Origin of the sequence: Thiohalomonas denitrificans, assembly GCF_016841685.1 — a bacterium.
Lineage (GTDB): Bacteria > Pseudomonadota > Gammaproteobacteria > Thiohalomonadales > Thiohalomonadaceae > Thiohalomonas > Thiohalomonas denitrificans_A.
The window spans coordinates 70,882-94,240 of sequence record NZ_JAENYR010000001.1; the positions used below are offsets into that span (position 1 = coordinate 70,882).

19 protein-coding genes are annotated in these 23,359 nt (G+C 60.1%); 13 read left to right on the top strand and 6 right to left on the bottom strand.

Translation table 11 applies throughout. The features are described 5' to 3' along the window. The first annotated feature begins 1 nt into the window (after position 1). A complete protein-coding gene (locus tag Q7L05_RS00325) occupies positions 2–727 on the top strand; it encodes an endonuclease/exonuclease/phosphatase family protein (RefSeq protein ID WP_303900821.1) in 726 nt (241 codons plus the stop codon). Here the strand turns inward: Q7L05_RS00325 and Q7L05_RS00330 are convergent. Continuing rightward, positions 678–3,245 carry an AMP-binding protein gene (locus Q7L05_RS00330; protein ID WP_303900822.1) on the bottom strand — a complete coding sequence of 856 codons (2,568 nt, stop codon included), beginning with the start codon at positions 3,243–3,245 and terminating at the stop codon, positions 678–680. The two genes, Q7L05_RS00325 and Q7L05_RS00330, sit on opposite strands and share 50 nt — an antisense overlap. Before the next feature lie 11 nt (positions 3,246–3,256). Beyond that, positions 3,257–3,391 carry a hypothetical protein gene (locus Q7L05_RS00335; RefSeq protein ID WP_303900823.1) on the bottom strand — a complete coding sequence of 45 codons (135 nt, stop codon included), beginning with the start codon at positions 3,389–3,391 and terminating at the stop codon, positions 3,257–3,259. A 251-nt stretch (positions 3,392–3,642) separates the two neighbouring features. Here Q7L05_RS00335 and Q7L05_RS00340 point away from each other — a divergent pair, with 251 nt between their 5' ends. The 4 genes from Q7L05_RS00340 to Q7L05_RS00355 are packed head-to-tail and all read left to right on the top strand — an operon-like array spanning position 3,643 to position 8,634. Beyond that, entirely contained in the window at positions 3,643–4,674 is a 1,032-nt protein-coding gene (locus Q7L05_RS00340) for an efflux RND transporter periplasmic adaptor subunit (protein WP_303900824.1), read from the top strand. Continuing rightward, positions 4,671–6,398 (top strand): ATP-binding cassette domain-containing protein, encoded by a 1,728-nt coding sequence (locus Q7L05_RS00345; RefSeq protein WP_303900825.1) that lies wholly within the window; start codon positions 4,671–4,673, stop codon positions 6,396–6,398. The genes Q7L05_RS00340 and Q7L05_RS00345 overlap by 4 nt, the downstream gene beginning before the upstream one ends. A gap of 14 nt (positions 6,399–6,412) precedes the next feature. After that, positions 6,413–7,519 (top strand): ABC transporter permease, encoded by a 1,107-nt coding sequence (locus Q7L05_RS00350; protein ID WP_303900826.1) that lies wholly within the window; start codon positions 6,413–6,415, stop codon positions 7,517–7,519. Further along, positions 7,519–8,634, top strand: a complete 1,116-nt coding sequence (locus tag Q7L05_RS00355; protein ID WP_303900827.1) for an ABC transporter permease — start codon at positions 7,519–7,521, stop codon at positions 8,632–8,634. Before Q7L05_RS00350 ends, Q7L05_RS00355 begins: the two co-directional genes overlap by 1 nt. 27 nt (positions 8,635–8,661) lie before the next feature. Here Q7L05_RS00355 and tal read toward each other — a convergent pair whose 3' ends face one another. From tal to Q7L05_RS00375, 4 genes are all read right to left on the bottom strand, one after another. Beyond that, positions 8,662–9,795: a transaldolase gene (gene tal, locus Q7L05_RS00360; RefSeq protein ID WP_303900828.1), complete on the bottom strand. Its 1,134-nt coding sequence runs from the start codon at positions 9,793–9,795 to the stop codon at positions 8,662–8,664. 481 nt (positions 9,796–10,276) lie between these two features. Then, on the bottom strand, positions 10,277–11,296 hold the full coding sequence (locus tag Q7L05_RS00365; RefSeq protein ID WP_303900829.1) for a class I fructose-bisphosphate aldolase: 1,020 nt from the start codon (positions 11,294–11,296) through the stop codon (positions 10,277–10,279). Between the two features lie 138 nt (positions 11,297–11,434). Beyond that, on the bottom strand, positions 11,435–12,214 hold the full coding sequence (locus Q7L05_RS00370) for a PRC-barrel domain-containing protein (RefSeq protein ID WP_303900830.1): 780 nt from the start codon (positions 12,212–12,214) through the stop codon (positions 11,435–11,437). Between the two features lie 85 nt (positions 12,215–12,299). Continuing rightward, entirely contained in the window at positions 12,300–13,394 is a 1,095-nt protein-coding gene (locus tag Q7L05_RS00375; RefSeq protein ID WP_303900831.1) for an acetate/propionate family kinase, read from the bottom strand. A gap of 115 nt (positions 13,395–13,509) precedes the next feature. Here Q7L05_RS00375 and Q7L05_RS00380 point away from each other — a divergent pair, with 115 nt between their 5' ends. The 8 genes from Q7L05_RS00380 to Q7L05_RS00415 all read left to right on the top strand — a co-directional run bounded on the left by Q7L05_RS00380 (position 13,510) and on the right by Q7L05_RS00415 (position 23,315). Continuing rightward, positions 13,510–13,833, top strand: coding sequence for a PilZ domain-containing protein (locus tag Q7L05_RS00380; protein WP_303900832.1), 324 nt, complete (start codon positions 13,510–13,512; stop codon positions 13,831–13,833). 32 nt (positions 13,834–13,865) lie between these two features. After that, entirely contained in the window at positions 13,866–15,095 is a 1,230-nt protein-coding gene (locus Q7L05_RS00385; RefSeq protein WP_303900833.1) for a glucose-1-phosphate adenylyltransferase, read from the top strand. 508 nt (positions 15,096–15,603) lie between these two features. After that, entirely contained in the window at positions 15,604–16,413 is an 810-nt protein-coding gene (gene modA / locus Q7L05_RS00390; protein ID WP_303900834.1) for a molybdate ABC transporter substrate-binding protein, read from the top strand. A gap of 7 nt (positions 16,414–16,420) precedes the next feature. Further along, entirely contained in the window at positions 16,421–17,095 is a 675-nt protein-coding gene (modB, locus tag Q7L05_RS00395) for a molybdate ABC transporter permease subunit (RefSeq protein WP_303900835.1), read from the top strand. Further along, entirely contained in the window at positions 17,092–18,168 is a 1,077-nt protein-coding gene (gene modC / locus Q7L05_RS00400; RefSeq protein WP_303900836.1) for a molybdenum ABC transporter ATP-binding protein, read from the top strand. Before modB ends, modC begins: the two co-directional genes overlap by 4 nt. 60 nt (positions 18,169–18,228) lie before the next feature. Further along, complete coding sequence (locus Q7L05_RS00405; RefSeq protein WP_303900837.1) at positions 18,229–20,067, top strand: cation:proton antiporter; 1,839 nt, start codon at positions 18,229–18,231, stop codon at positions 20,065–20,067. A gap of 153 nt (positions 20,068–20,220) precedes the next feature. Beyond that, complete coding sequence (locus Q7L05_RS00410) at positions 20,221–22,161, top strand: sensor histidine kinase (protein WP_303900838.1); 1,941 nt, start codon at positions 20,221–20,223, stop codon at positions 22,159–22,161. A gap of 92 nt (positions 22,162–22,253) precedes the next feature. After that, complete coding sequence (locus tag Q7L05_RS00415; RefSeq protein WP_303900839.1) at positions 22,254–23,315, top strand: FAD:protein FMN transferase; 1,062 nt, start codon at positions 22,254–22,256, stop codon at positions 23,313–23,315. The last annotated feature ends 44 nt before the right edge of the window (positions 23,316–23,359 follow it).

A 23,359-nucleotide genomic window follows, 5' to 3' on the forward strand; every position in this document is an offset into this window, starting at 1 on the left:
AATGCAACTGACCTTCGCTTCCTATAATATCCACCGCTGCATCGGCCGTGATGGTCGTCGGGATCCCGACCGCATCATCCAGGTCCTCAATGAATTCGACGCGGATGTGATCGCCCTGCAGGAAGTGGAGACCTACCCGGGCGGTGACCGCGATTTTCTGGCCCGGCTCGGCACCAAAACCGGCATGCGGGTGATACCCGGGCCGACACTTCGCCACAAATACTACCGTTACGGCAATGCCATACTGACCCGCGCGCGAGTCAACGCAGTTCGCCGCATCGACCTGAGTTTGCTGGAGCGTGAGCCGCGGGGGGCCCTTCAGGTGGTTCTGGAGTGGGATGAGACCCCGGTGGAGATATTGGCCACCCATCTGGGCCTCTGGCCTCTTGAGCGACGTTTCCAGATTCAGCAGATTCTGGAGCTTTTGGCCCTGGAAGATCGGAGTCCGGCAGCCCTGTTGGGGGACATCAACGAATGGTTTTCCTGGGGTCGGCCCCTGCGCTGGCTGCACGGCCACTTCGGTCGACCCCCATCGCCGGCGACGTTTCCCTCCGGGTTCCCTATTCTGGCGCTGGACCGCATCTGGTTTCGGCCCCGCGAATGTCTTGATGCGATTACGCCGCATCAATCCCCCCTGTCGCGAGTGGCATCCGATCACCTGCCGCTGCTCGCCACGGTTACGCTTCCCGCAGAAGCGTCTCCATCCGTTGCTGAAGGGCCCGGGTGATGCGCTCCGGTCGCTGGTCGCCCGAACCTTCCCGGTCGAGCTGTTCTGTCTCGATCGGGGAACCGAAGCGCAGCTGCACGGGATGGTGTCGGGGCAGTTTGCGACCCGGAGGCATGGCCTCGTAGGTGCCTCGCAATACCACCGGTAAAACGGTGACAGGGGAATGATCGAGCAAATGCCCCACCCCCTTGCGGAAAGGCTGGATCCGGCCATTCCGGGAACGTGCCCCTTCCGGGAACCAGACCAGATTGTAGCCACGCTTGAGGGCCGCTTCGGCGAGGGCCAGACTGGCCCGTGGACTGTGCTGATCGACGGGAATCGCCTGACCCAGCCGGGCGAACGCTCGTAGAAACGGGTTCCTGAACGCCGCACCGGTCCAGCCGGCCCAGAAGGTGCGGCGCATCTGCTCCGGCTTGAGTGCCGCCGCGAGGATGAAGGGATCCAGAAGGCTGATGTGGTTGGGCGCAAACAGGACCTGGACATCGGGCGGGGGCGGCGTGCCCTCGACCGAGAGGTCGAACCAGCGGTCGGCCACCATGCGATCGATACGGTGCAGGAATGTGGCCAGTATTGCCCCGGGAGGGGATAGCGGTCGCAGCCAGCGCTGGTCACGACGGGTCAGGACCCGTTGCGTGGTCGATGGCCGTTCGCGTCCCTGTGTGGAGGGCTCGGATTCTGCCATAAGCTCCATCAGATCGCGGACGCTTTCCAGTGCCGACGTCTGTGATTCATCAAGTTCAATGCCGGTGCGCCGGCTGAGCTCAAGACCAAAATCCAGCCACTCCATGGAGTCGATGCCCAGCTCGAGCTGGAGATTGGAATCCGGCGTGAGCCGGCGATCGGGATAGCGCTCGGCCAGAAGCTCCCAGACCTGCCGTGCCTCATCATTCTCCAGCAGCGCCAGATCGGGTTCCGGCATTTCTTCAGGCGTCATCGGCCGGGCTACGGGTTCCGCCAGGCCCTCACGCGCCTGCCGGTAAAGCTCCTGCAGCAAGTGCCGACGCAGTTTGCCCAGGCGGGTACGGGGCAGGGGCTCACGGGTGATGGCGAAGTCTGCAATACGCTGGTAGGAGGGAAGCTGACCTGAAATGCGGTTGATTGCTCCACGCAGCACCTCTTCGCTGTCGCCGCCATCATAAAGCGCAGCGGTCTCGGGAACCACGACTGCAACGAGCCGATTCTCCTCCTGGAGAACGGCAATCTCCCGAATGGCCGGGTGGCTTTCGTAGGCAGCCTCCACCTCGTCCGGCTGGACATTCTTCCCGCCCTCGGTGACCAGTACTGTAGAGGCCCGGCCGGTGATGTAGACGTATCCCTCCTCATCCATATAGGCCAGGTCACCGGTCCGGAACCACCCTCCTGCGGCGAAGGCTTCCCGGGTTTTGTCGGGGAGGTGGCGGTAGCCTGCAAACACGCCCGGCCCCCGAACCTGCAGTTCGTCCTCGATGACCCGCAGCTCGGTCTCGGGCAGGGCGAACCCGACACTCTCGGGGTGAGGCGAACGCCCGGGATTGATGGTGACCAGAGGGGAGGTCTCCGTGAGCCCATACCCGATCGCGACTTCCCACCCCAGGCCCTCCAGGCGCAGAGCGGTTTCAGGGCTCAAGGGAGCCCCACCGCTGGCGAATAGTCTGAGTTGAGGACCCACACGGCGATGCACCGGCGCCAATAACAGGCGACCGGCAGAAATGCCGGTGGTCGAACGAATGCGGTAGCAGATTTCGCCAGCCACCCTGAACAACACACCTCCACGTCGCTCCAGGCCCTCAAGAAGGGCCCGGTAGAGCCGCGGGACGCCAATCATCACCGTAGCTTCGCCCTCTGCTGCGGCGTGTAGCACCTCGCGCCCGGTGAGGGAGCGCGGAAGGATCACACTCAGACCCAGCGCCAGAGGTGCCAGAACACCGATCACCAAAGGATAGACATGGTGCAGGGGTAGCGGCAGCAGGAGGCGGTCACCGGGGCCGACCAGGCCGGAATTCCTTAAGACCTCGAACTGGTAAGCAAGGTTACGCTCCGACAGGGGAACCCCTTTGGGGGCGCCTGTCGTGCCCGAGGTATAGAAAAGCGCAGCGGGATTTTCCGGTGTGCGGGCAGGGAAGTCACCACCAGCCTCGGATCCGAGCGCCTCCACCGGCAATCGGCTCATGGCCGGCCGTAATGCCTCCAGGCGTGAACAGCGACGGGCGTCGCACCAGGCGCCAGTCAAATCGGCATCGTCCAGAACAGACGTCAGTGTTGCATCGGTGAACTGTGTGTCGACCGGTACCAGAGTGGCACCACTGCGCAGAACGGCCAGGCTGGCGATCACCGAACGTGCCGATGGCGCCGCGAAAACCCCAAAACGCCGGTCGGGGCCGGCACCGTGATTACTGATGAGGCGGGTCGCTTCGGATTCGATTGCGCGCGTGAATTCGTGGCCCGACAGAACCTCCTTTTTACCGCTGTCGAAAGTCACAAGTGCGGGTTGATCGCCGATCGCTTCTATGGACTTGAACAGGGGTGCAAGGGTACCCATTTGCCGCTGCCTCAGCGCTCCTCGCCGTTTTCCGGGACGAGCACATCGGCGCCCGACTCCAGAAGCCGGTAACCGGGATAGCTCAGCTCCGGATCCTGGTAAAGGCTTTCCACAGCAATGACGTTTCGGGTCCCGTGCAGCAACATGAAAGGTCTCCTACCGTTAGGAAGAATATTTCAAAAACTAAGCATAGAGAAGAAACCCACGCAGGCACGGAAGGAAAAACTCCAATGAATCGGTCATGCACGGTCCTGCCGGGCTTCGGTAGCCTCTTCAGGCATCCATTTGCCCGTTCTGTGCGCATGCGCATGCAGCGTACCCGATCTGTTTGGGGGCTGGTAGAGTATTCCCTCCACGCATTCTGCCGAATCCCGCTGTCGGCAGGAGGAATAGAGTCATGCGCAAGGCGCTCCTGATCGCACTAATCGGGATCACGGTTGTGATCGCGGTGATGGTTGTGTGGCACGGATCCGACCAGGGGGAGGGTCCGGGTGAACGTCTGACCCTCTACGGCAATATCGATATCCGCGAGGTGACGGTGGCTTTCAAAAGCAGCGAGCGTATCGCCGCCCTGCATGTGGAAGAAGGCGATCGCGTTGAGGTGGGTCAATTGTTAGGGTCCCTGGAGATGGTTCGCCTTGAGCGCTTGCTCAAGCGTGCCGATGCGCGGATGACGTCCCAGCAGGCGCAGCTTGCCGCGCTGGAGGCGGGGACGCGACCGGAAGAGATTCGGCGGGCACGCGCAGAGGTCGAGGCGGCGCAGGCTCGGGCGGATAACGCACGACGTACCTATTCTCGCCTGCAAAACCTGCTTGAGCGCAACCTGACCTCAGAGGAGCAGGTGGATGAGGCGAAAACCGCCCGGGACGCGGCCGAGGCACAACTGCGTGCCGCTCGGGAATCGTTGCAGCTGGCCGAGAAGGGTCCGCGAGAGGAGGACATCGAGGCGGCTCGGGCCACGCTAGGGGCATTGGAGGCGGAAGTCGCGCTGGCCGAACTCGACCTGGCGGAGGCCACCTTGGAGTCACCGGTTGCAGGCGTGGTCCGGGACCGTATTCTGGAGGCGGGGGAGATGGCCTTCCCCCAACGACCCGTCTATACGGTGGCGATAGATAGCCCGTTGTGGGTCCGTGCCTATCTGCCGGAGCCGCACCTGGGGCTTGTGCAGACCGGGATGGGCGCCTGGGTCGTCACCGATACTTTCCCCGGCAAGCGTTACCGCGGCTGGGTCGGCTACATCTCGCCCACTGCCCAGTTCACTCCCAAATCGGTACAGACCGAAGAGGTGCGCACCCGTCTGGTTTACCAGGTGCGCATTATCGTTTGCACTCCCGAGGGGGAGTTGCGGCTGGGGATGCCGGCGGAGGTGCATATTCCGCTCTCGGGGAATTCGCCCCAGGGCCCCCATGAGTGCGGTGAAAGCCGGTGACCTCCGCCAGAGCCGTTCCGGCAGTGCGGTTTTCCGAGGTACACAAGAGCTTCGCCGCGCGCGGTAAAGAGACCAAGGCCCTGAACGGCGTCAGCTTTGCCGCCGAGAGCGGGAGCGTTACCGGTCTGGTAGGACCGGATGGAGCGGGCAAGACGACGCTGATGCGTCTCGCCGCCGGCTTGCTGGCACCCGATCGGGGCGAGATTCACGTGCTGGAGATGAACGCCACAGGGGATGCTCTGGCCGTACAGGCGGCACTGGGTTACATGCCGCAGCGATTTGGTCTCTATGAAGACCTCACGGTCCAGGAAAACCTCGACCTCTATGCGGACCTCCAGGGCGTTCCGGCGGACCAGCGGGAGGGGAGTTACCGGGAACTGATGCGCATGACCGGCCTTGGTGAATTCACCGCGCGCCTGGCCGGTCGGCTTTCCGGCGGTATGAAGCAGAAGCTGGGGCTGGCGTGCACGCTGGTGCGTTCGCCTCGCGCGCTGATCCTGGATGAGCCCACCGTTGGCGTCGACCCGGTCTCACGGCGTGAACTGTGGGCCATTATTGACCGGCTGGTGCGGGATGAGGGGCTCACCGTGTTGCTTAGCACCGCCTATCTGGATGAGGCGGAACGCTGCAGCCGGGTGGTGTTGCTACACGAAGGTGAAGTGTTGGGAGAGGGCAGCCCGGATTCCTTCAGTAGTCAGCTGCGGGGGCGGACCTACCGGCTGCAGAGCGGGGAGCCGGGCAGGCAGGTCCAGTCACGCCTGCAGGGGCGGGCGGAGGTCACCGACGTGGTGGTCGCCGGTGGTCAGGTACGGCTGGTGCTCGAATCCGGCAGTGACCCCCGGGGGTTGAGGGAGGAGGGCGTTTTTCAGCCAGTGCCACCGCGGTTTGAGGACAGTTTTGTTGCCCTGCTGCGGGAGCGCCGTGGCGCACCCTCGCTTCCCGACATGCAGCAGCACACGATAGAGGTGCGCGGTGACGATGCAGTGATTACGGTGCGGGATTTGACCCGGCGCTTCGGCGATTTCTATGCCGTCAAGGGACTCTCGTTCTCTGTGCACCGTGGTGAGGTGTTTGGTCTGTTAGGCGCCAACGGGGCCGGCAAGTCGACCACGTTCCGGATGCTGTGCGGCCTGCTGCCCCCCAGTGGGGGAACACTGCGGGTGGCCGGTGTCGACCTGCGCCATGCCGCAGCCGAGGCGCGGGCCCGAATCGGTTACATGTCCCAGAAATTTTCACTCTACGGCATCCTGAGCGTCGAACAGAATCTGGATTTTTTCGCCCGCAGTTACGGCCTGCGCCGTAAACGTCGTGATGAGCGGATCCGCTGGGCACTGGAGCAGTTCGAGTTGGAGGCGCTGCGTGGCTCATCGAGTGACGACCTGTCGCTGGGTCACAAGCAGCGGCTGGCAATGGCCTGCGCCCTGATGCACGAACCGGATATTCTGTTTCTGGACGAGCCCACTTCGGGTGTGGATCCGCTGGCGCGTCGTGAATTCTGGCTTCGTATCAATGCGCTGGCGGAGGCCAATGTCACGGTGATGGTCACTACGCACTTTATGGAAGAGGCGGAGTACTGCGACCGGCTCGCCATTATGGCGGCGGGCGAGATTCTCGAGTTGGGTACGCCGGACGAGATCAAGGGCAGTGTGGCTCCGCAGGGTCGTGAACCGTCGCTGGAGGAGGCCTTTATCGCGCTCATCGAACATCAGGATACGGAGAGGTGAGGGGCGGAGGCGTCATGCGGCTGCGTGGACTGATGCGCAAGGAGTTCCTGCAAATCGTCCGCGACCCCAGCAGCATCTCTATCGCCTTCGTGATGCCGGTGTTTTTGCTGCTGCTGTTTGGCTATGGGGTTTCGCTCGACGCCGAGGAGGTCCCGATCGCCGTGGTGATGGAGGCATTCGGCGGTGAGGCGGTCAGCTTTGCGGCAGAATTCCGTCACTCGCGCTATTTCGATGCCCGGGAATACGTCGATATGCGAGAGGCCGTGACAGCGCTTCGGGCCCGTGAGGTGGATGGCATCATCCGCATGCAGGCCGATTTTGCCGAGAGGATCGGCAGTCCGGGGCCGGCACCCATCCAGCTCATCCTCAACGGGGTCGATGCCAATACGGCAGAGCTGGTCTCCGGGTATGTGCAGGGCAGCTGGCTGAACTGGCTTCAGCACAGGGCCGAACAGGCGGGGCAGCAACTGGACATACCCGTCGAAGTGGAGCAGCGGATCTGGTTCAATCCCGAGGTGAGGAGTCGCAACTTTTTGGTGCCCGGGCTGGTAGCGATCATCATGACCCTTATCGGTGCACTGCTCACCGCGCTGGTGATGGCGCGCGAATGGGAGAGGGGCACCATGGAGGCACTCCTTGTCACGCCTGTCTCCATGACCGAGATCCTGCTGGGAAAGTTGATTCCCTACTTCATCCTCGGGACCGGCGGTATGTTGTTGTCGGTGGCCATGGCGGTCTGGCTCTTCGAAGTGCCTCTGCGTGGCTCTTTCGGCGTCCTTTTCGCCGCCGCTTCGCTCTTCCTGTTGGTAGCGTTGGGAATGGGACTGCTGATTTCGATTACCGCGAGGACCCAGTTCGTCGCCGGGCAGGTGGCGATCCTTACCACGTTTCTGCCGGCATTCATTCTCTCGGGGTTTATCTTCGACATCAACAGCATGCCCTGGTTTATCGAAGGGCTCACCTATGCCATTGCCGCCCGTTATTTCGTGGCGATCCTGCAGAGCGTTTTCCTGGCTGGCGATATCTGGTCGGTCATCGTTCCCAACGCGCTGGCGCTGATGGGCATGGCCGTATTGTTTCTGGGTTTGAGCCGGAGTCGCTCCCGAAAGAGGTTGGAGTGATGCTCTCCTGGCTGCGGATTCTGGCGTTGGTCCGAAAGGAATTCCTGGCGATTCTCAAGGACCCCAAGAGCCGTTTCGTCGTCATCGGTCCGCCTTTGATTCAGCTGGTGGTATTCGGCTATGCCGCCACTTTCGATCTCAACGATGTCTCGTTTGCCGTCTATAACCAGGATCGCGGCAGCTACTCCCGCGATCTGGTGTCGGCTTTTGATGGTTCGCCGACTTTCAACAAAGTGGCGGTACTGAATGCCGATCGGGAGATCGCACCGCGGGTCGAGTCGCGAGAGGTATTACTGGTGCTGCGTATCGGTCCCCGCTTCACTGATGAGCTGTTGAAGGGGGAACCGGCCAAGGTGCAGGTGATTATCGATGGCCGCAACTCGAATACGGCGATGATTGCCCTCAATTATGCCCGCACCATCATCCGCGACTTCAATGACCGGGTATTGGCGGAGCGGGGGGCCGCGGGTGCGCCGGCGGAGCTGATCGTTCGCGCATGGTACAACCCTAATCTGGAGAGCCGCTGGTTCATCGTTCCGGGGATCGTGGGCCTGCTGACGCTGGTGGTCACCCTGCTGGTGACGGCCCTTTCGGTTGCCCGTGAGCGGGAACAGGGGACGTTTGATCAGTTGCTGGTGACACCCCTGCGTCCGGTGGAGATCCTCATCGGGAAGGCGACGCCGGGCTTTCTCATCGGGCTGAGTGAGGCCGCGGTGGTGATCAGCGTGGCGCTTCTGTGGTTCGAGGTACCGTTTCGAAGTACCGTTCTTACGCTGTACACCGGTCTTGTGCTATTCCTTCTCTCGGCGGTAGGCGTCGGACTGATGATCTCTTCGCTCTCGGTCACGCAGCAGCAGGGGCTGCTGGGTGCTTTTCTGTTCATGGTGCCCGCCATCATCCTCTCCGGGTTCGCAACCCCCATCGCTAACATGCCCCAGGCGGTGCAGGCGGTCACCCTGGTCAATCCGCTGCGTTACTTCATGGTAATACTACGCAGCACCTTTCTGGAAGGTGCTTCCTTCGAGGCGCTGATTCCCCAGTTCTGGCCCATGGCCGTAATCGGGCTGACCAGCATGGCGCTGGCCGGCTGGCTGTTCCGGCACCGCATGTATTAACCCGGATAGTTCAGGGGTCCGGGTCTGTTAAGAGGCCAGCGCCCGGCTCTTCTCGTCAATGAGCTCCATCAGGGCATCGAATGGATCGACGAACTTGCGAATGCCTTCGTCCAGCAGCTGGTGGGTAACGGCGTCGAAGTCGATGCCCAGTTTTTCGAGCTCCTTCAGGACCTGTTCAGCCTCTTCCCTATCGCTTTCGATCCTGTTTTCAACACGTCCGTGGTCGGCGAAGGCTGCAATCGTCTCGTTGGGCATGGTGTTGATGGTGTATGGCCCGATCAGCGGCTCTACGTACATGACATCGCTATAGTGCGGGTTCTTGGTGCTGGTGCTGGCCCAGAGCATTTTCTGGGGATGAGCACCTTTTTGGGCCAGCGCCTGCCAGCGCCCGGTTTCCAGTAGTGACTGAAACCGGCGGTAAGCCAGCTTGGCGTTGGCGATGGCGGTCCTGCCCAGCAGGTCGACAGGACGTGGATCGGCGGTTTGGCCAGGCACCTCCGGATCGATGAGGGATTCGAGCTGCTTGTCGACCAGGGTATCGATCCGGCTCAGGAAGAAACTGGCCACTGAATTGACATCATGAACAGAGCGGCCCGCTTCCATACGTCGCTCGAGGGCCCGCAAGTACGTCTCGGCTACCTTTTCATAGGTGCTAATCGAAAACAGCAGGGTGACATTGATGTCGATGCCCTCGAACAGGAGTTCCTCTATGGCGCCGAGCCCCGCTTGCGTACCCGGGATCTTGATCATCAGGTTGGGTCGATCCACGGTAGCATGGAGTCGGCGTGCGTCTTCGATGGAAGCCCGGGTTTCATTAGCCAGATGCGGTGAAACCTCGAGGCTCACAAACCCTTCGCGTTCACTGCTGCGATCGTAAACCGGACGCAAAATGTCGCAGGCGTCGCGAATGTCCCGTGTGACCACACGCTCATAGATCTCGCTGGTCGAAAACCCGGAGCGGGCCAGATCCCGGATTTGGTCGTCGTAGCCTCCTTCATGCCCACTGATCGCCTTATGGAATATCGCCGGATTTGACGTGACCCCCCGCAGTCCATCCTCACGCACCCGCCGTTCCAGTTGGCCAGTATTGATCATGGCGCGGGTCAGGTTATCGAGCCAATAGCTCTGCCCGTAGTCGTGCAGTTGCCGTAGCGGATTCATAAGGGCGTTCTCCTTAGGTACCTGAACAGATGAAATTCAACCCCGATCGTTCGGGTCGGCCGGACCCGGGTGCCGGGAAAACCACCCACAGCAGAGGCGCGGAGTACGCAGAGGAAGGATCCATCAGTTGATTCTCTTCCTCTGCGCTCATGTAGTGAAAGTCAATGTGCTCATTTCCACTCTCTCCACGCCATTGCAGCAGGGTAAACGCATACTCCTTTTTGATGCCGGCGAGCGAACTAAGTCCGTGATAGCAGGTACGCTGTGAATACGACCTACAGGGATGTAGGAAGTGAAATGCAGGAGCAATCATCTTTCATCCGTGTACGCTCGAGGGCAGCATCCCTCGACAAGTGTGCTCCTGCATTGTCTAACACCGCCATCCCTGGCGGCGTGCTGCCGACGACCTGCTATCAAGGGCTTACACCGCTCGCTTCAAAGTATGCGGTTGCCCTGGCCATTGCAGTGAATCGTCCGCGGGTCAGGCATCCATGGCTGGATCGTATTCGCCGCGTGAGGCATCCGCGGCCAGTCGGGCCCGGTCATAGAATGCCTGTTGCGCATCTGCGACGGTATCCGGCCGACCGCCCCAGGATGCCATGGCCGGTTCTTGAAGCGCGCGGGCGAATGAAAAGCTCAATGCCCACGGCTGACCGGTGAAATCCCGGTTCATGGCATTGAGATTGGCTGTCGCCTGAGCCGGGGTCTGGCCACCGGAAAGAAAGTTGATACTTTGTACTGCCGCCGGGACTGTTCGCCGCAGAACCTTTATGGTCCATTCAGCCACCTCGTGCGGCTCGGCCTGCCGGGTGCTTGATTTGCCCGGCAAGACCATGCTCGGCTTGAGGAGCATCAATTCCAGACCAACCCGGTGTCGCTGCAGCGCATGGAATACCTCGTGCAGGACCGCTTCGCTGACCTCGGCACAGCGTTCGATGTCGTGGTCGCCATCAAGCAATACCTCGGGCTCGACGATGGGCACAATGCCTTCGGCCTGACATACCGCAGCGTAGCGGGCCAGCACTTCGGCATTGGCTTCGATGCCAAGTGCGGTCGGATTCTGCGGCGTGATGCCGTACACCTCGCGCCACTTGGCAAATCGTGCGCCTTGCTGCTTGTAACCGACCAGCCGCTCTCTCAGCCCATCCAGGCCCTGGGTGATTTTGTCGCCCTCTGCACCGGGCAACCCGGTGGTGCCTTTGTCCACCTTGATACCCGGAACAATCCCCTGTTTGATGGCCACTTCGGGAAGTGGACGCCCGGAGCCGTCCGTCTGTCCGAGTGTCTCTTCAAAAAGAATAACGCCGGAAATGTAGTCACCCACGCCGGCGGTGGTCAGGAGCAGGGAGCGGTAGGCCCGCCGTGTCTCCTCTGTGGACTCAATCCCCGCAGCCTTGAAACGCTTGGTGATCGTGGGGGTGCTCTCATCGGCCGCAAGGATACCCTTTCCGGGACGTACCAAAGCGGCCATGGTCTGGTGAAGTTCTTCTGCGGAGGTCATGACGGATATCTCCCTGAACAGGCGTTTATGGAAAAAGCTAGCTGCCGGCCGAGACTACCTCAATGAATCTTTAGAAGCTGCGCAAGCGCACCCGGCCGGCAGAACTGCCGGTCGGGGCATCCGGGCCGGGTACTCGGGTTATTCAGGCTGTTCCGGAGGGGACTCGTCACCGGTTATTCCGGTGTCCTCGCCCATACCTGAATCCATGCCGGTATCCGATTCCTGTCGAGTTTCCGGATTGGCTGCTTCCCATCCGGCTTCGAAGGCACTGAATTCGGCTTCGTTGATTTGGTCATCCGAGTCAACGTCCACGTTCTGCCAGGCGTTGACAAGATCGGCCTGTTCCTGGGCCTCCTCACGGCTGATGTAGCCGTCACCATCCTGGTCGATCTCTTCAAATGATGCAATTTCGGCACCCGGGGAGGGCCCTTCACCGCTCACCTCGGCGAGTCGCTGGTTGTCATTGACGGATTCATAGTCATCCGCGTTATAGGCGGTACGCTGATCAAGGTCCTCCTCGGTCATTTGGGTCGCGGTAACGATTTCACCGTCGCGCAGCTGGAGGTCTTCCACCGGATAGGTGACCCTGTTTTGGCCGACTCCGAGCATTCCGCCAACCGCGACCACTGCGTGCAGGCTTTGGTCCTCAGTACTTTGGACGATATCGCTGATTTCACCGAGGTTGGTTCCATCGGGGCTAGCCAGCGGTTTGCCTTTGAGTTCGCTGACCTGCATTTGCATCAGGGCATCGGCTTGCCCGCCTGCCGCCTGCTGATCGCTTTCCATCGGGGCAGCCGGTTGCATGCCGGTTTCGGAGGGGCTTTCGGTATCCGTTTCCGCGGCAAGAACCGAACCGGATGCGGCCACGGAAATTCCCATAATCGTCCCGATGATTAGTGAAAGGTGTTTCTTTTCCATACAGAGCCTCCTGTCCATGTGTTGTTCGCTCTTTATGAGTAATAGTGAATGGAACGCGCTGTGACTACGGGCATTTCCGTTACGTTTACCGGGTTGCGGCCAGTGCCTCCACCTCTCGGGCGATTACCAGGGCCTCGTCGACCGGCAGAACCCACACGCCAATCGGACTCCGTGTTGTGGAGATTTGAACCGGGGAGTCCGAGTGGGTGTCGTTTCGATTGGTGTCGAGATGGATCCCGAACGGCTCCAGTCCCTCCAGTATGCGGCTTCGAACCCATGCTGCGTTTTCACCCACTCCACCACCAAACACTATTCCGTCCGCGCCGCCCAATGCAGCGAGGTAGGCCCCGACGTACTTTTTGGCCCGATAGCAGTAAGCGGAAACCGCCTCTCGGGCGAGGACGGAAGGGTGGCTCAGCAGTTCCTTCATGTCAGCAGTGCGGCCTCCCGAAAGGCCCAAAAGCCCCGACTCCCGGTTCAGTATTTTTTCAACCGTATCGATATCCGCGGCGCCATCACCCAGCTTACGTACCAAAAACAGGATAATCCCCGGATCGAGATCGCCGCTTCGCGTCGCCATGATTAATCCTTCTAGCGGTGAGAAACCCATCGAAGTGTCAATCGGGCGTCCCTGATCGATGGCGGCCGCAGAAGCCCCGCCTCCGAGCTGGAGCGATATCAGACGACCGCCACGCTCGAGCTCGGGATGAATTTCGCACCACGACTGCCACATCGCCTGGTGAGCAATGCCCTGAAACCCGTAACGCCGAATCCCGTAACGCTCGCTGAGATCGCGAGGGAGGGCATAGTGCGCCGCTACCGGGGGCAGGTCTGCAAAAAATCCGGTATCAAATACTGCTGCCCCCGGAACGGATTTCCAAAGCCTTCGAGAGGCGGCGATCCAGCGGCTGGCGAACGGGTTATGCAGAGGCGCAAGTTTGGATAGCCGGTCGATCTGAGCGGCGATGGAGTCGTTGATGAAGACCGTTTCCGACAGGTCGGCTCCGCCATGAACCACTCGATGCGCCACAACTTCCGGGATTTGGCTGTCGCAAAAGGCGCGCAGAGTTCTATCAGCGGGAGCATCGGCGGGGAACTTCTCTTCAAGCACTCGCTGGTGATTTGTGAAGCGAGTCAGCTTTACCGAAGTGCTTCCGGCATTGATCACGAGAATGTCCATAAGCTCGACTCCGAGAATTGTGAGGGTTACTTCCAGTGTAAGCTTCGACAGATCGGCTGAAGGGGCGTTGACACCCGAAGCCCCAAGTCTATCTTGCTCGGTAGAGGAGTTGCCTATGTGGGATGATCGGGAAAGCCGCCGAATGGGAGCTGATGCTGAGCTGCTCCTCTACCGGCAAGGTGTGCCGGCCGGAAGTGGCAAGGTCAGGAACGTCAGCCTCGACGGTCTGTTTTTACAGACCAACACCCCCAATCTTGACCGGGATGACCATGTCGAACTGGAGTACCGGAGCCTTGGCGGAAAACGGACCTATCGTTTTGAGGCTCTGGTCGTACACCGAAGCGACGATGGCATAGGTTTGTTTGTGGAACGCGATGATAAACGGGTGGCCGACGGCATTCGGGTCCTGATGGGAATTCATAAGCGTATCCATCATTGAAACGACGAAAGGCGTGAGTCACAGGAGGTGGCATGAGCACGACGGCCAAGGTTCTGGCCATCGTTCTCGCCGGCGGGGAGGGTACACGCCTAAGTCCGCTGACGCAGGAACGATCGAAGCCATCGGTCCCCTTTGGCGGACGCTACCGAATCGTTGATTTTGTTCTCAGTAATTTCATCAATTCACACATCTACTCCATCTACCTCCTGGTGCAGTACAAGTCCCAGTCGCTGATAGAACATGTGCGTAAGGGTTGGGGGTTATCACCGCAGATTACCGGTCACTTCGTGACCATCGTCCCGCCGCAGATGCGTGGTGGTGCCGATTGGTTCCAGGGCACCTCGGATGCGGTGTACCAGAACCTCAATCTGATCCACAAGCACCGTCCCGATCTGGTTGCGGTGTTTGGTGCCGATCACATCTACCGAATGGATCTGCGGCCGATGGTTCATTTTCACCAGGAAATGTGCGCCGATGTGAGCGTCGCCGCATTGCCGGTACCCCTCACCGAGGTGAGTGCCTTTGGAATCATCGAAACGGACGAGAAGAGCCGGATTAGCAGGTTTCAGGAAAAGCCCAAGACCGCCAGGCCCATGCCCGGCGATAAAAACCGTGCATTCGCGTCCATGGGTAACTATCTCTTCAGTCGTGATGCCCTCGTGCAGGCCCTCGAGGAGGCACACAGGAGGGGGGAAAAAGACTTTGGAAGAGATGTTATTCCGCGTCTGCTCGGCGATAAAAAGGTCTATGCATATGACTTTTCCAGCAATCGGGTTCCCGGCGTCAAGGAGTACGAAGAGCGCGCTTATTGGCGAGACGTGGGGAGCATACGCGCCTACTGGCACGCCCATCAGGATCTGTTGGGTTCGCAACCGCGATTCGATCTCTTCAATCCGTTCTGGCCCATCCGCTCCAGCCATTACGACGGGCCTACCGCCAGGATCATCAAGGGCCGAGTGGAAGACAGTAGCATTGGTGCAGGAGCCATTGTTTATGGTGGAAGTATCAAAAACAGCATTGTGCGTCGGGAAGTGGTCATCGAGGATGATGTCGAACTGGAGGGTTGCATCATTATGGATTATGTGATGATTAAAAGGGGTAGCCGTCTTAGAAACGTGATCGTCGATCGCTACAACATCATTGATGAAAACACTCGAATCGGGTTTGATAGGAAGGCCGATGAGGCCAATTATTACATCGATCAAGCCTCCGATCTGGTCGTCGTCTCGAAAGGGCGGAGGCACCTGGATCCCGTCTACTAAGCCTGTCGGAGAATAGACTGACCTGCTCGGATCGAGCTCCTCAGAATACGTTCCAGACATTCTCTACTGGCGGTGCTTTGCTCTAACTCCTCCATCCATGGAGTCGTGCGGCCAAGCCCTGAATTGGCCGGATTTCTCGCTCATTTTCGTTAAATTAGGACACTAGTCCCACACTCCGGTCGATACACAATGCGCAACCCTCTATATAGGTTGGGCTTTAGCCCGAGACGGCGTCGGCCGGAAGGTCGAACTACAGACGGTGATCGGGTAGTTGGAAGGTATGGTCGAGCTTCAGCCGATCATGCCGTCGGGTTGAAACCGACCTACAGGACCACTCGGTGATTCACATAGGCTTCCGGTCAAGCTTTGCTGACTTACCGGTAGACCATGATCTCTTGCCGGTATTCCGGTTTTTTTCCGCCCCGAAGCTGAAAATGGCACAATAGGGTGCAATGGCCATACAGCCTGGCCCTTAACCCGGTCTTCAGTTCCTATCCCCTATCCTAATATGAATGCAAAAGCTCTGAGAGAAACCGGAAAGAAAGCCAAACTCTGTTGGTTTGGCATTGCTTTACTCTGTGCCGTCTTCGGCACTGCCCGAGCGGGCGAGGTCTCGGTAGCGGTAGCTGCCAACTTTACCGGTGCCTCCCGGATCATCGCCGCAGAGTTTGAGGCTGCCACCGGGCATCGGGTGAAAGCCAGTTTCGGCTCCACCGGCAAGCTTTATGCACAAATTGTCAACGGTGCCCCTTTTGAAGTCTTTCTCGCCGCCGATAGTGTCCGCCCGGCGCGCCTGGAAAAGGAGGGGGTGGCCGTCAAAGGGAGTCGTTTCACCTACGCGGGGGGGAGACTGGTCCTGTGGAGTCCTGATGAAGACAGGGTGGACCCTCGGGGAAATGTTCTCGGATCCAGCGATTTCCGTAAACTGGCGCTAGCCAACCCGGCAACGGCACCCTATGGGCTGGCTGCCCGGCAGGTGCTTGAAAATCTGGACCTCTGGGAAGGACTTCGAAGTAAGGTTGTTCGCGGCGACAGCATCGCCCAGACGTTCCAGTTTGTGGCCACGCGAAATGCCCAGTTGGGCTTTGTCGCCCGATCTCAGGTGTTGGCACTGCCCGAGGCGGAGAGGGGTTCCTGGTGGGATATCGGCCCGGAACTCTACCAGCCCATCCGACAGCAGGCGGTTCTTCTCGAACGCGGTAAAAGTGACCCGGCGGTTCAAGCCTTTATTGCTTACATCAAGAGCGACGAAGTCCGCAAAATCATTGAGGGCCTGGGCTACGATAGTGCGCGGCCCTTGCGCAGTTTTTCAGATTAGGTAAAAGGTGGATTTCGACTGGACCCCTGTTTGGCTGACGTTGCAGTTGGCTTCGGCGACGACGCTGATTCTATTAGTCGTGGGAACGCCTATTGCCTGGTGGTTGGCGCGGACCGGCTCCTGGTTGAAACAGCCGATTGGGGCCGTGGTAGCACTGCCGCTGGTGCTGCCGCCGACGGTATTGGGCTTCTATTTATTGTTATTGCTGGGGCCTGATGGACCGGTGGGGGAGTTGACCCGGGCCCTGGGCCTGGGAACGCTGCCGTTTACCTTTGCGGGGCTGGTAGTGGCCTCGGTGTTCTATTCACTGCCGTTTGTGGTACAGCCGCTGCAAAATGCCTTCGAAGCGCTGGGTGAGCGACCGCTGGAAGTCGCTGCCACCCTGCGAGCCTCGCCGTGGGATCGTTTCATGACGGTGGCCGTGCCGTTGGCCCGCCCCGGTTTTCTGACCGCGGCGGTGCTGGGGTTTGCCCATACGGTCGGGGAGTTCGGGGTGGTGTTGATGATTGGCGGCAATATACCGGGTGAGACCAGAGTCCTGTCGGTTGCCATTTACGACCACGTGGAGATGCTCGAATACGGCAAGGCGCACGCTCTGTCGGCCGGCATGGTCGGTTTTGCTTTCGTGGTCCTCTACCTGCTGTATCTTGCCAACCAGCGGCTTGGGAGACGGCGCTCGTGAGTGGACTGAAAGCGAGTTTCGCAACCCGCCTGGGTGGCTTCAACCTTGAGGCAGCCTTCGAGGGGCCGGGTGTCGGAATCACGGCCCTGTTTGGCCACTCCGGATCGGGTAAAACGACGCTGCTGCGCTGTATCGCAGGCTTGGAAAGGGCGGAAGGGCGCCTGGAGGTCAATGGTGAGGTGTGGCAGGACCGTAAGGTTTTCCTTCCCGTACATCGCCGGGCTCTCGGTTATGTCTTTCAGGAATCGAGTCTTTTTCCCCATCTGTCGGTCCGACGCAATCTGGAATTCGGCTGGAGGCGCATCGCCCGAAGGGAACGGCGGGTGGCCTTTGATCAGGCGGTCGAACTGCTTGGTATTGAACCGCTGCTGCCGCGAGATCCCGTCAGTCTATCCGGTGGTGAACGCCAGCGGGTCGCCATCGCCCGCGCACTGCTGACCAGCCCCAGGCTGTTGCTGATGGACGAGCCTCTCTCGGCTCTGGATGAGCGTAGCAAGCAGGAGATCCTGCCCTATCTGGAGCGGCTCCATGGTGAATTGTCGCTTCCCGTGGTCTACGTCAGCCATTCCCTGACGGAGGTCGCCCGGCTCGCCGATTACATGGTCTGGATGGAGCAGGGCCGCATCAGCGCGCAGGGGCCGCTGGCCGAGGTGTTGTCCCGATTCGATTTGGAAGCATCGGAGGCGGAGGAGGCCGGTGTCGTTATTGATACCGTGGTGGCGGAGCATGATTATCCGTATCACCTGACCGGTCTCGATAGCCCATGGGGCCGGCTTTGGGTTAAACAGATAAATGCTGCCATGGGGCGCCGGGTGCGGGTGCGTCTGCCAGCCAGGGATATCAGTATCGGCCTGGTGCCGGATCGGGCCAGCAGTATTCTCAATGTCTGGAGCGCGCGGGTGGGTTCCGTTGGAGATGCCGCTCCCGGTCAGGTGCTGGTTCGCCTGCTGCAGCCTGATGATGAACAGGCGCCGCCGATTATCGCACGAATTACCCGCCGTTCTGCCGATGTGCTTGGACTGAGCGAAGGCAGGCGAGTATATGCGCGAATCAAGAGTGTCGCGTTGATGTAGGGGGACATCGTTCCACGGCGTACCTTTTGTTAGTTACGAGCGATCGGGAGATGGCACGGCATGGCTGAAGAATCCGCTGTAATCCTGGTCGGGGTCGTTGTGACGGGGGTGCTTTGCCAATGGGCGGCGTGGCACCTGAAACTGCCCGCCATTCTCCTTCTCCTTTTGGCAGGGATTCTACTCGGGCCGGTCACCGGAATTGTCGACCCCGATGCCCTGCTCGGCGACCTGCTGTTCCCCCTGGCCTCTCTTTCGGTGGCAATCATCCTTTTCGAGGGCGCGCTCCGTCTCAAGCTTCACGAGGTTACCGGTGGCCTCGGCTCGGTGGTGCGTAATCTGGTCAGCGTCGGTGCGTTGTTCAATTGGCTCATCATGTCGGCAGCTGCCTACACATTTATGGGTTTCGACTGGCCACTTTCGCTTCTCTTCGGCGCTGTTGTGACCGTTACCGGGCCGACGGTAATCATTCCGCTGTTGAGAACCATGCGTCCCAACGCCAATATTTCCCGGGTGCTGCGCTGGGAAGGAATCATCATCGATCCGTTCGGGGCAATCCTTGCGATTCTGGTCTTCAAGTACATCATTTCGGGGCGTAGCGCCGATCCCCTGACCACCTTCGCCCTCAGCGCAGGGGCTGGTCTGGGGGCCGGGCTTCTGGGTGCCGCACTGCTGGGATTTGTCCTGCGGCGCCACCTGTTTCCCGGTTATTTGATCAACGTCGGTACGCTGGCTTTCGTTCTGGCCGTCTTTACCGGGGCCAATTCGTTGCAGGCAGAGACCGGGCTGCTGGCGGTAACGGTAATGGGAGCCTTCATCGCCAACATGCGGGATGTGCCTGCCGAGGAGATTCTCGACTTCAAGGAGAGTCTCAGTGTCGTACTGATATCGGTGCTCTTCATCCTTTTGGCTGCCCGTCTCGATCTGACTCCGCTGCTGGACTTTGTCTATCCCGCCCTTGCGCTTCTTGCCGCTGTGCTCTTCGTTGCCCGTCCGGTGGCCGTGGCGGTGTCCACTTGGCGATCGAAGCTGAACTGGCGGGAGAGGGCCGTATTGGCCTGGGTGGCTCCCAGAGGGATCGTTGCGGCAGCCGTTTCTGCTGCGTTCGCGCTCCGTCTGGAGAGTGACGGCTATCCCGGTGCCGAACTCCTGGCCCCGCTCGCTTTTATGGTGATCATCGGTACCGTAGTGCTGCAGGGGCTTACCGCCCGTCCCGTGGCCAATCTGTTGGGTGTTTCAGAACCGGAGCCCAAAGGGGTCCTCATCGTGGGGGCGCACCGGGTCGCCCGCGCCATGGGCAGCTCCCTGCAAGAGAACGGGTTTCCGGTCATCCTGGCCGATGCCAACTGGGAGGATATTGGCAAGGCTCGCATGGAAGGTCTGCCGACTTATTTCGGTAATCCGATATCGGCACATGCCGACCGGCATCTTGATCTGGTGGGGGTCGGGCGTCTGATGGTCATGAGCCACCGTCCGGACTTCAATGCATTGACGTGTCTGCGCTTCAAGAGTGAGTTCGGAGCCAATCGCGTGTATGCCCTGCGCATGCCGGAGGAGGGCGAGGATAAGGACAAGCGCGAGCCTGCCTCCCGTTACGCCTGCCCGACGCTGTTCCGTGAAAAGGTGACGCTCCCGATGCTGAGTAGTCTGTTGGCTCAGGGTGGTGAAATTCACACCACGCCCTTGACGGAAAATTTTTCGATGACGGAGTATCGAAAGTTCTACCGGGGACGGGCCATAGCCCTGTTTGCGATTGATCCGGCCGGTCGGTTACGGGTGTTCACCGAGACCAGGGAGCCCGAGCCGGATGCGGGATGGCGTGTGATTGGACTCTTGCCAGAGGAGTTGGTCCAGTTGATGCGGGAGGAGCGTTCGGAAGTGCAGACTGATGGCGCCGGTTAGCAGAAGCCGCAGTGCGGTCTAGACTTAAGGGTACGCTTGAGTTTTGCCGCGCCATGTTGGCAAGAACGGGATAACAAACCAATAAATGTGACGCAAGGAAGGGGGAGTGTGTTTGGCTAGTGGAAAGCCGTTGTCAGTGCGGGGGGAGACACGGTGAGACCAGGCCTGCGTACCCGGTATGCCGTTTCCACTTCGTGCCTCATTATCGTCGTCGTACTGGTCCTCTCCAGCGGGTTGATGTGGCACTTCCGGCAGGCCTTGGAGAATCTGTCCCGGGCTGGAATGCAGACACTCAGCGAATTGGGGGAGTCCCAGTTACGTAACCACGGCCTGGAGTTTGCGCACCTGGTCGCCGGAAACGTGGCCAGCCCCTATTCACGCCAGAGCATTGAACGCATGCACGAGGTGCTGCAGGACGCCCGTCAACATTACAGCGTCGAGTACCTGGTTCTGTTCGATGAGCGGGGACGGGCCGTCCTGGATGGGTTACGACAGAATGCGCCATCGTTTGGCGAGCCTCTGCCCGAGTCGTTCGCCCTCGGGGTCCTTGAGGATCGCGAGCCGATCGTTCGCCACCGCAACGGAACCATCGATGTAGCCGTACCCGTGGTAACAACCGCTGTGGGGCAGAATGCCGGGGGGAGGGAGCTCCTCGGCGGGCTCTGGATCGGCTTTTCCAAGAAAATGATGACCGCTCGCCTGTCGGAGATGAGGGACCAGCTTACTGCGTTACGTCTGGAGACCTTGCGGGAAGAATTGATTGCCATCGCCCTTATTACTTCGGCACTGCTGGTCGGCGGTGTACTGGTGGCGGTGCAACTGGGCAGGCGCCTGACGGATCCCATTCTCAGACTGGCCGCTACGGCGAAACGCATCGGGCAGGCGCAGCCGGCCACGATCGATGTGGATCGCGGGGACGAAGTCGGTGACCTCGCCAGGGCCCTTGCCGCCATGCAGGCGAGTCTCAGGGCGACGACCGTATCGAAAGACTATCTTGGCGCCATTATCCACAGCCTCCATGAAACCCTGCTGGTCACCGATGCGCAACGGCGCATCCGGCTCACCAACCGGGCCATACGAGACAGCTTCGGTTTCGAGGAAGATGGGCTCATTGGACGATCCATCGATGAGTTGCTCAACGGATCGGCAGAGTGCCGGTCCGTTTTCGAGGCGACTTCCACTTATGCCTATCGGGAGTGTTCTTTAAAGGCCGGGGACGGTGAGTGGGTGCCAGTGGTGGCTTCGGCGGCTTCGCTGAAGGGGGAAGACGGTCAAGCCGGTACCGTATTCGTGATCCAGAATATCGCCGAACGCAAGGAGATGGAGGAGGAGCTTCGTCAGTACCGCGACAACCTTGAGCGGCTCGTCACAGAGCGGACCGCGGAGTTGAGCGCAGTCAATCAGGAGCTGGAGTCGTTCAGCTATTCCATTTCCCATGATTTGCGCGCGCCGCTTCGCGCCCTCAATGGATTCAGTCAGATGCTCATGGAGGATTATCGGGAGCGGCTGGATGAGGACGGTCGAGGTTATCTGGAGCGTATCCGCTGCGCCAGTGAACGCATGTCGCAGATGATCGATGGCATGCTCACTCTCTCCCGAGTAGCGCGCCGGGAGATCAGGCGGGAGTCGGTGGATCTGAGTGCTCTGGCCGAGGAGTTGCTGGACGAGCTGCTTTCGGCGGATCCGAAGCGCAGGGTCGAGCTTCATATCGAACCGGGGCTTCGGGTCACCGGCGATCCGGCGCTCCTGCGTCTGCTCATGCAGAATCTTCTCCATAATGCATGGAAATTCACCGCGAAACGGGAACCTGCACGGATCGAAGTGGGTCGTTCAGTAGAGAATGGGCAGACATTCTTCTTTGTGCGGGATAATGGCAGCGGGTTCGATATGTCCGAGGCGGACGAACTCTTCAAGCCTTTCCGGCGCCTGGAGGGCGCACAGCAATACGAGGGTACCGGCATTGGACTGGCCACGGTATCGCGGGTGGTACTGCGGCACGGTGGAAGAATTTGGGCCACTGGAAGGCAAGGAGAAGGTGCCACTTTCTCCTTTACTATCCCGGATCGCCGCGTGGTTCGCCGAGCCTCGGCGTGAGCCGTGAAAAAGGGCCATCGCGGCTGTCCGCTCTCGACTTTCCTCCGTCTTGACGTTAACTTGCCACCACTGTTCACTCCGAGAGAATCCCTGTGCAGAATTTGAATCGGCCGCCCCTGAGAATGGCTGCCTTTTTCCTGCTGGTAGCCGTGCTCCTGACCGCGTGCTCGCGTACCGAAACCGAGACCCTGGAGTATGAGCTCTACGTCTTCGGCACCCTGGTGAATGTCACCCTTTGGGAGGTACAGCCTGAAGAGGGCGAGGCTGCGATCACCGAGCTCAATGAAGCCTTTCAGCGCATGCACCACGATTGGCATGCCTGGAAACCGGGGCCGCTGGTGGACATTAACCGGGCCATTGCCCGTGGTGAATCGACGGAGGTGATCCCCTCTCTGGTGCCCATTATCGAACAGTCCAAAGTGCTCGAGTCGCGTAGCGAGGGTCTGTTCAACCCGGCGATCGGCGGCCTGCTCTCCCTTTGGGGTTTTCAGAGTGATAAGCCACCAAGTGGTCCGCCGCCGGCTGATGAGGCAATCGCCGAATGGGTGGAGCAGGCGCCGTCCATGGAGGATGTTCACCTGAGCGGCCATGTGCTCACTTCCGACAATCCCGCCGTGCAGCTCGATTTCGGTGCCTTCGCCAAGGGCTACGCCGTCGACCTTGCCATTCGGCACCTGCGCGATAGGGGCATCGAAAACGCCATCGTGAACGCCGGCGGTGATTTGCGTGCCATCGGCAGCAAAGGCGAAAAGCCATGGCGGGTCGGGGTTCGTCACCCGCAAGGGGGTGGCGTGATGGCGGCCATCGAGATCGGTGGTGACGAGAGTGTCTTCACCTCAGGGAACTATGAACGCTATCGGGAGTATCAAGGGGTGAATTATCAGCACATTCTCGACCCGCGTACCGGCATGCCGGTTGAGGATGTCACCTCGGTAACAGTGATTCACGATAACGGGGCAGAAGCCGACGCCGCTGCCACTGCCCTGATCGTCGCCGGGCCGAAGGAGTGGCACCGCATTGCAAAACAGATGGGTATCCGCTATGTCATGCTGGTCGACGATGCGGGTACCATCTACATGAACCCCGCGATGGGCGACCGTGTCGAGTTGCAGGGTGATGCCGCGCAGAACGTCGAACTCAGCGAACCGCTATGAGTGTGCCGGGCCGACTCGGAGATAAGTTGGCGCCGGGTGCTGCC

What these genes read in the sequence shown, in the direction of transcription:
- Q7L05_RS00325 (WP_303900821.1), top strand. Translation starts at nt 2, where the DNA reads ATGCAACTGACCTTCGCTTCCTATAATATCCACCGCTGCATCGGCCGT.
- Q7L05_RS00330 (WP_303900822.1), bottom strand. Translation starts at nt 3,245, where the DNA reads ATGGGTACCCTTGCACCCCTGTTCAAGTCCATAGAAGCGATCGGCGAT.
- Q7L05_RS00335 (WP_303900823.1), bottom strand. Translation starts at nt 3,391, where the DNA reads ATGTTGCTGCACGGGACCCGAAACGTCATTGCTGTGGAAAGCCTTTAC.
- Q7L05_RS00340 (WP_303900824.1), top strand. Translation starts at nt 3,643, where the DNA reads ATGCGCAAGGCGCTCCTGATCGCACTAATCGGGATCACGGTTGTGATC.
- Q7L05_RS00350 (WP_303900826.1), top strand. Translation starts at nt 6,413, where the DNA reads ATGCGGCTGCGTGGACTGATGCGCAAGGAGTTCCTGCAAATCGTCCGC.
- Q7L05_RS00355 (WP_303900827.1), top strand. Translation starts at nt 7,519, where the DNA reads ATGCTCTCCTGGCTGCGGATTCTGGCGTTGGTCCGAAAGGAATTCCTG.
- tal (WP_303900828.1), bottom strand. Translation starts at nt 9,795, where the DNA reads ATGAATCCGCTACGGCAACTGCACGACTACGGGCAGAGCTATTGGCTC.
- Q7L05_RS00365 (WP_303900829.1), bottom strand. Translation starts at nt 11,296, where the DNA reads ATGACCTCCGCAGAAGAACTTCACCAGACCATGGCCGCTTTGGTACGT.
- Q7L05_RS00370 (WP_303900830.1), bottom strand. Translation starts at nt 12,214, where the DNA reads ATGGAAAAGAAACACCTTTCACTAATCATCGGGACGATTATGGGAATT.
- Q7L05_RS00375 (WP_303900831.1), bottom strand. Translation starts at nt 13,394, where the DNA reads ATGGACATTCTCGTGATCAATGCCGGAAGCACTTCGGTAAAGCTGACT.
- Q7L05_RS00380 (WP_303900832.1), top strand. Translation starts at nt 13,510, where the DNA reads ATGTGGGATGATCGGGAAAGCCGCCGAATGGGAGCTGATGCTGAGCTG.
- Q7L05_RS00385 (WP_303900833.1), top strand. Translation starts at nt 13,866, where the DNA reads ATGAGCACGACGGCCAAGGTTCTGGCCATCGTTCTCGCCGGCGGGGAG.
- modA (WP_303900834.1), top strand. Translation starts at nt 15,604, where the DNA reads ATGAATGCAAAAGCTCTGAGAGAAACCGGAAAGAAAGCCAAACTCTGT.
- Q7L05_RS00405 (WP_303900837.1), top strand. Translation starts at nt 18,229, where the DNA reads ATGGCTGAAGAATCCGCTGTAATCCTGGTCGGGGTCGTTGTGACGGGG.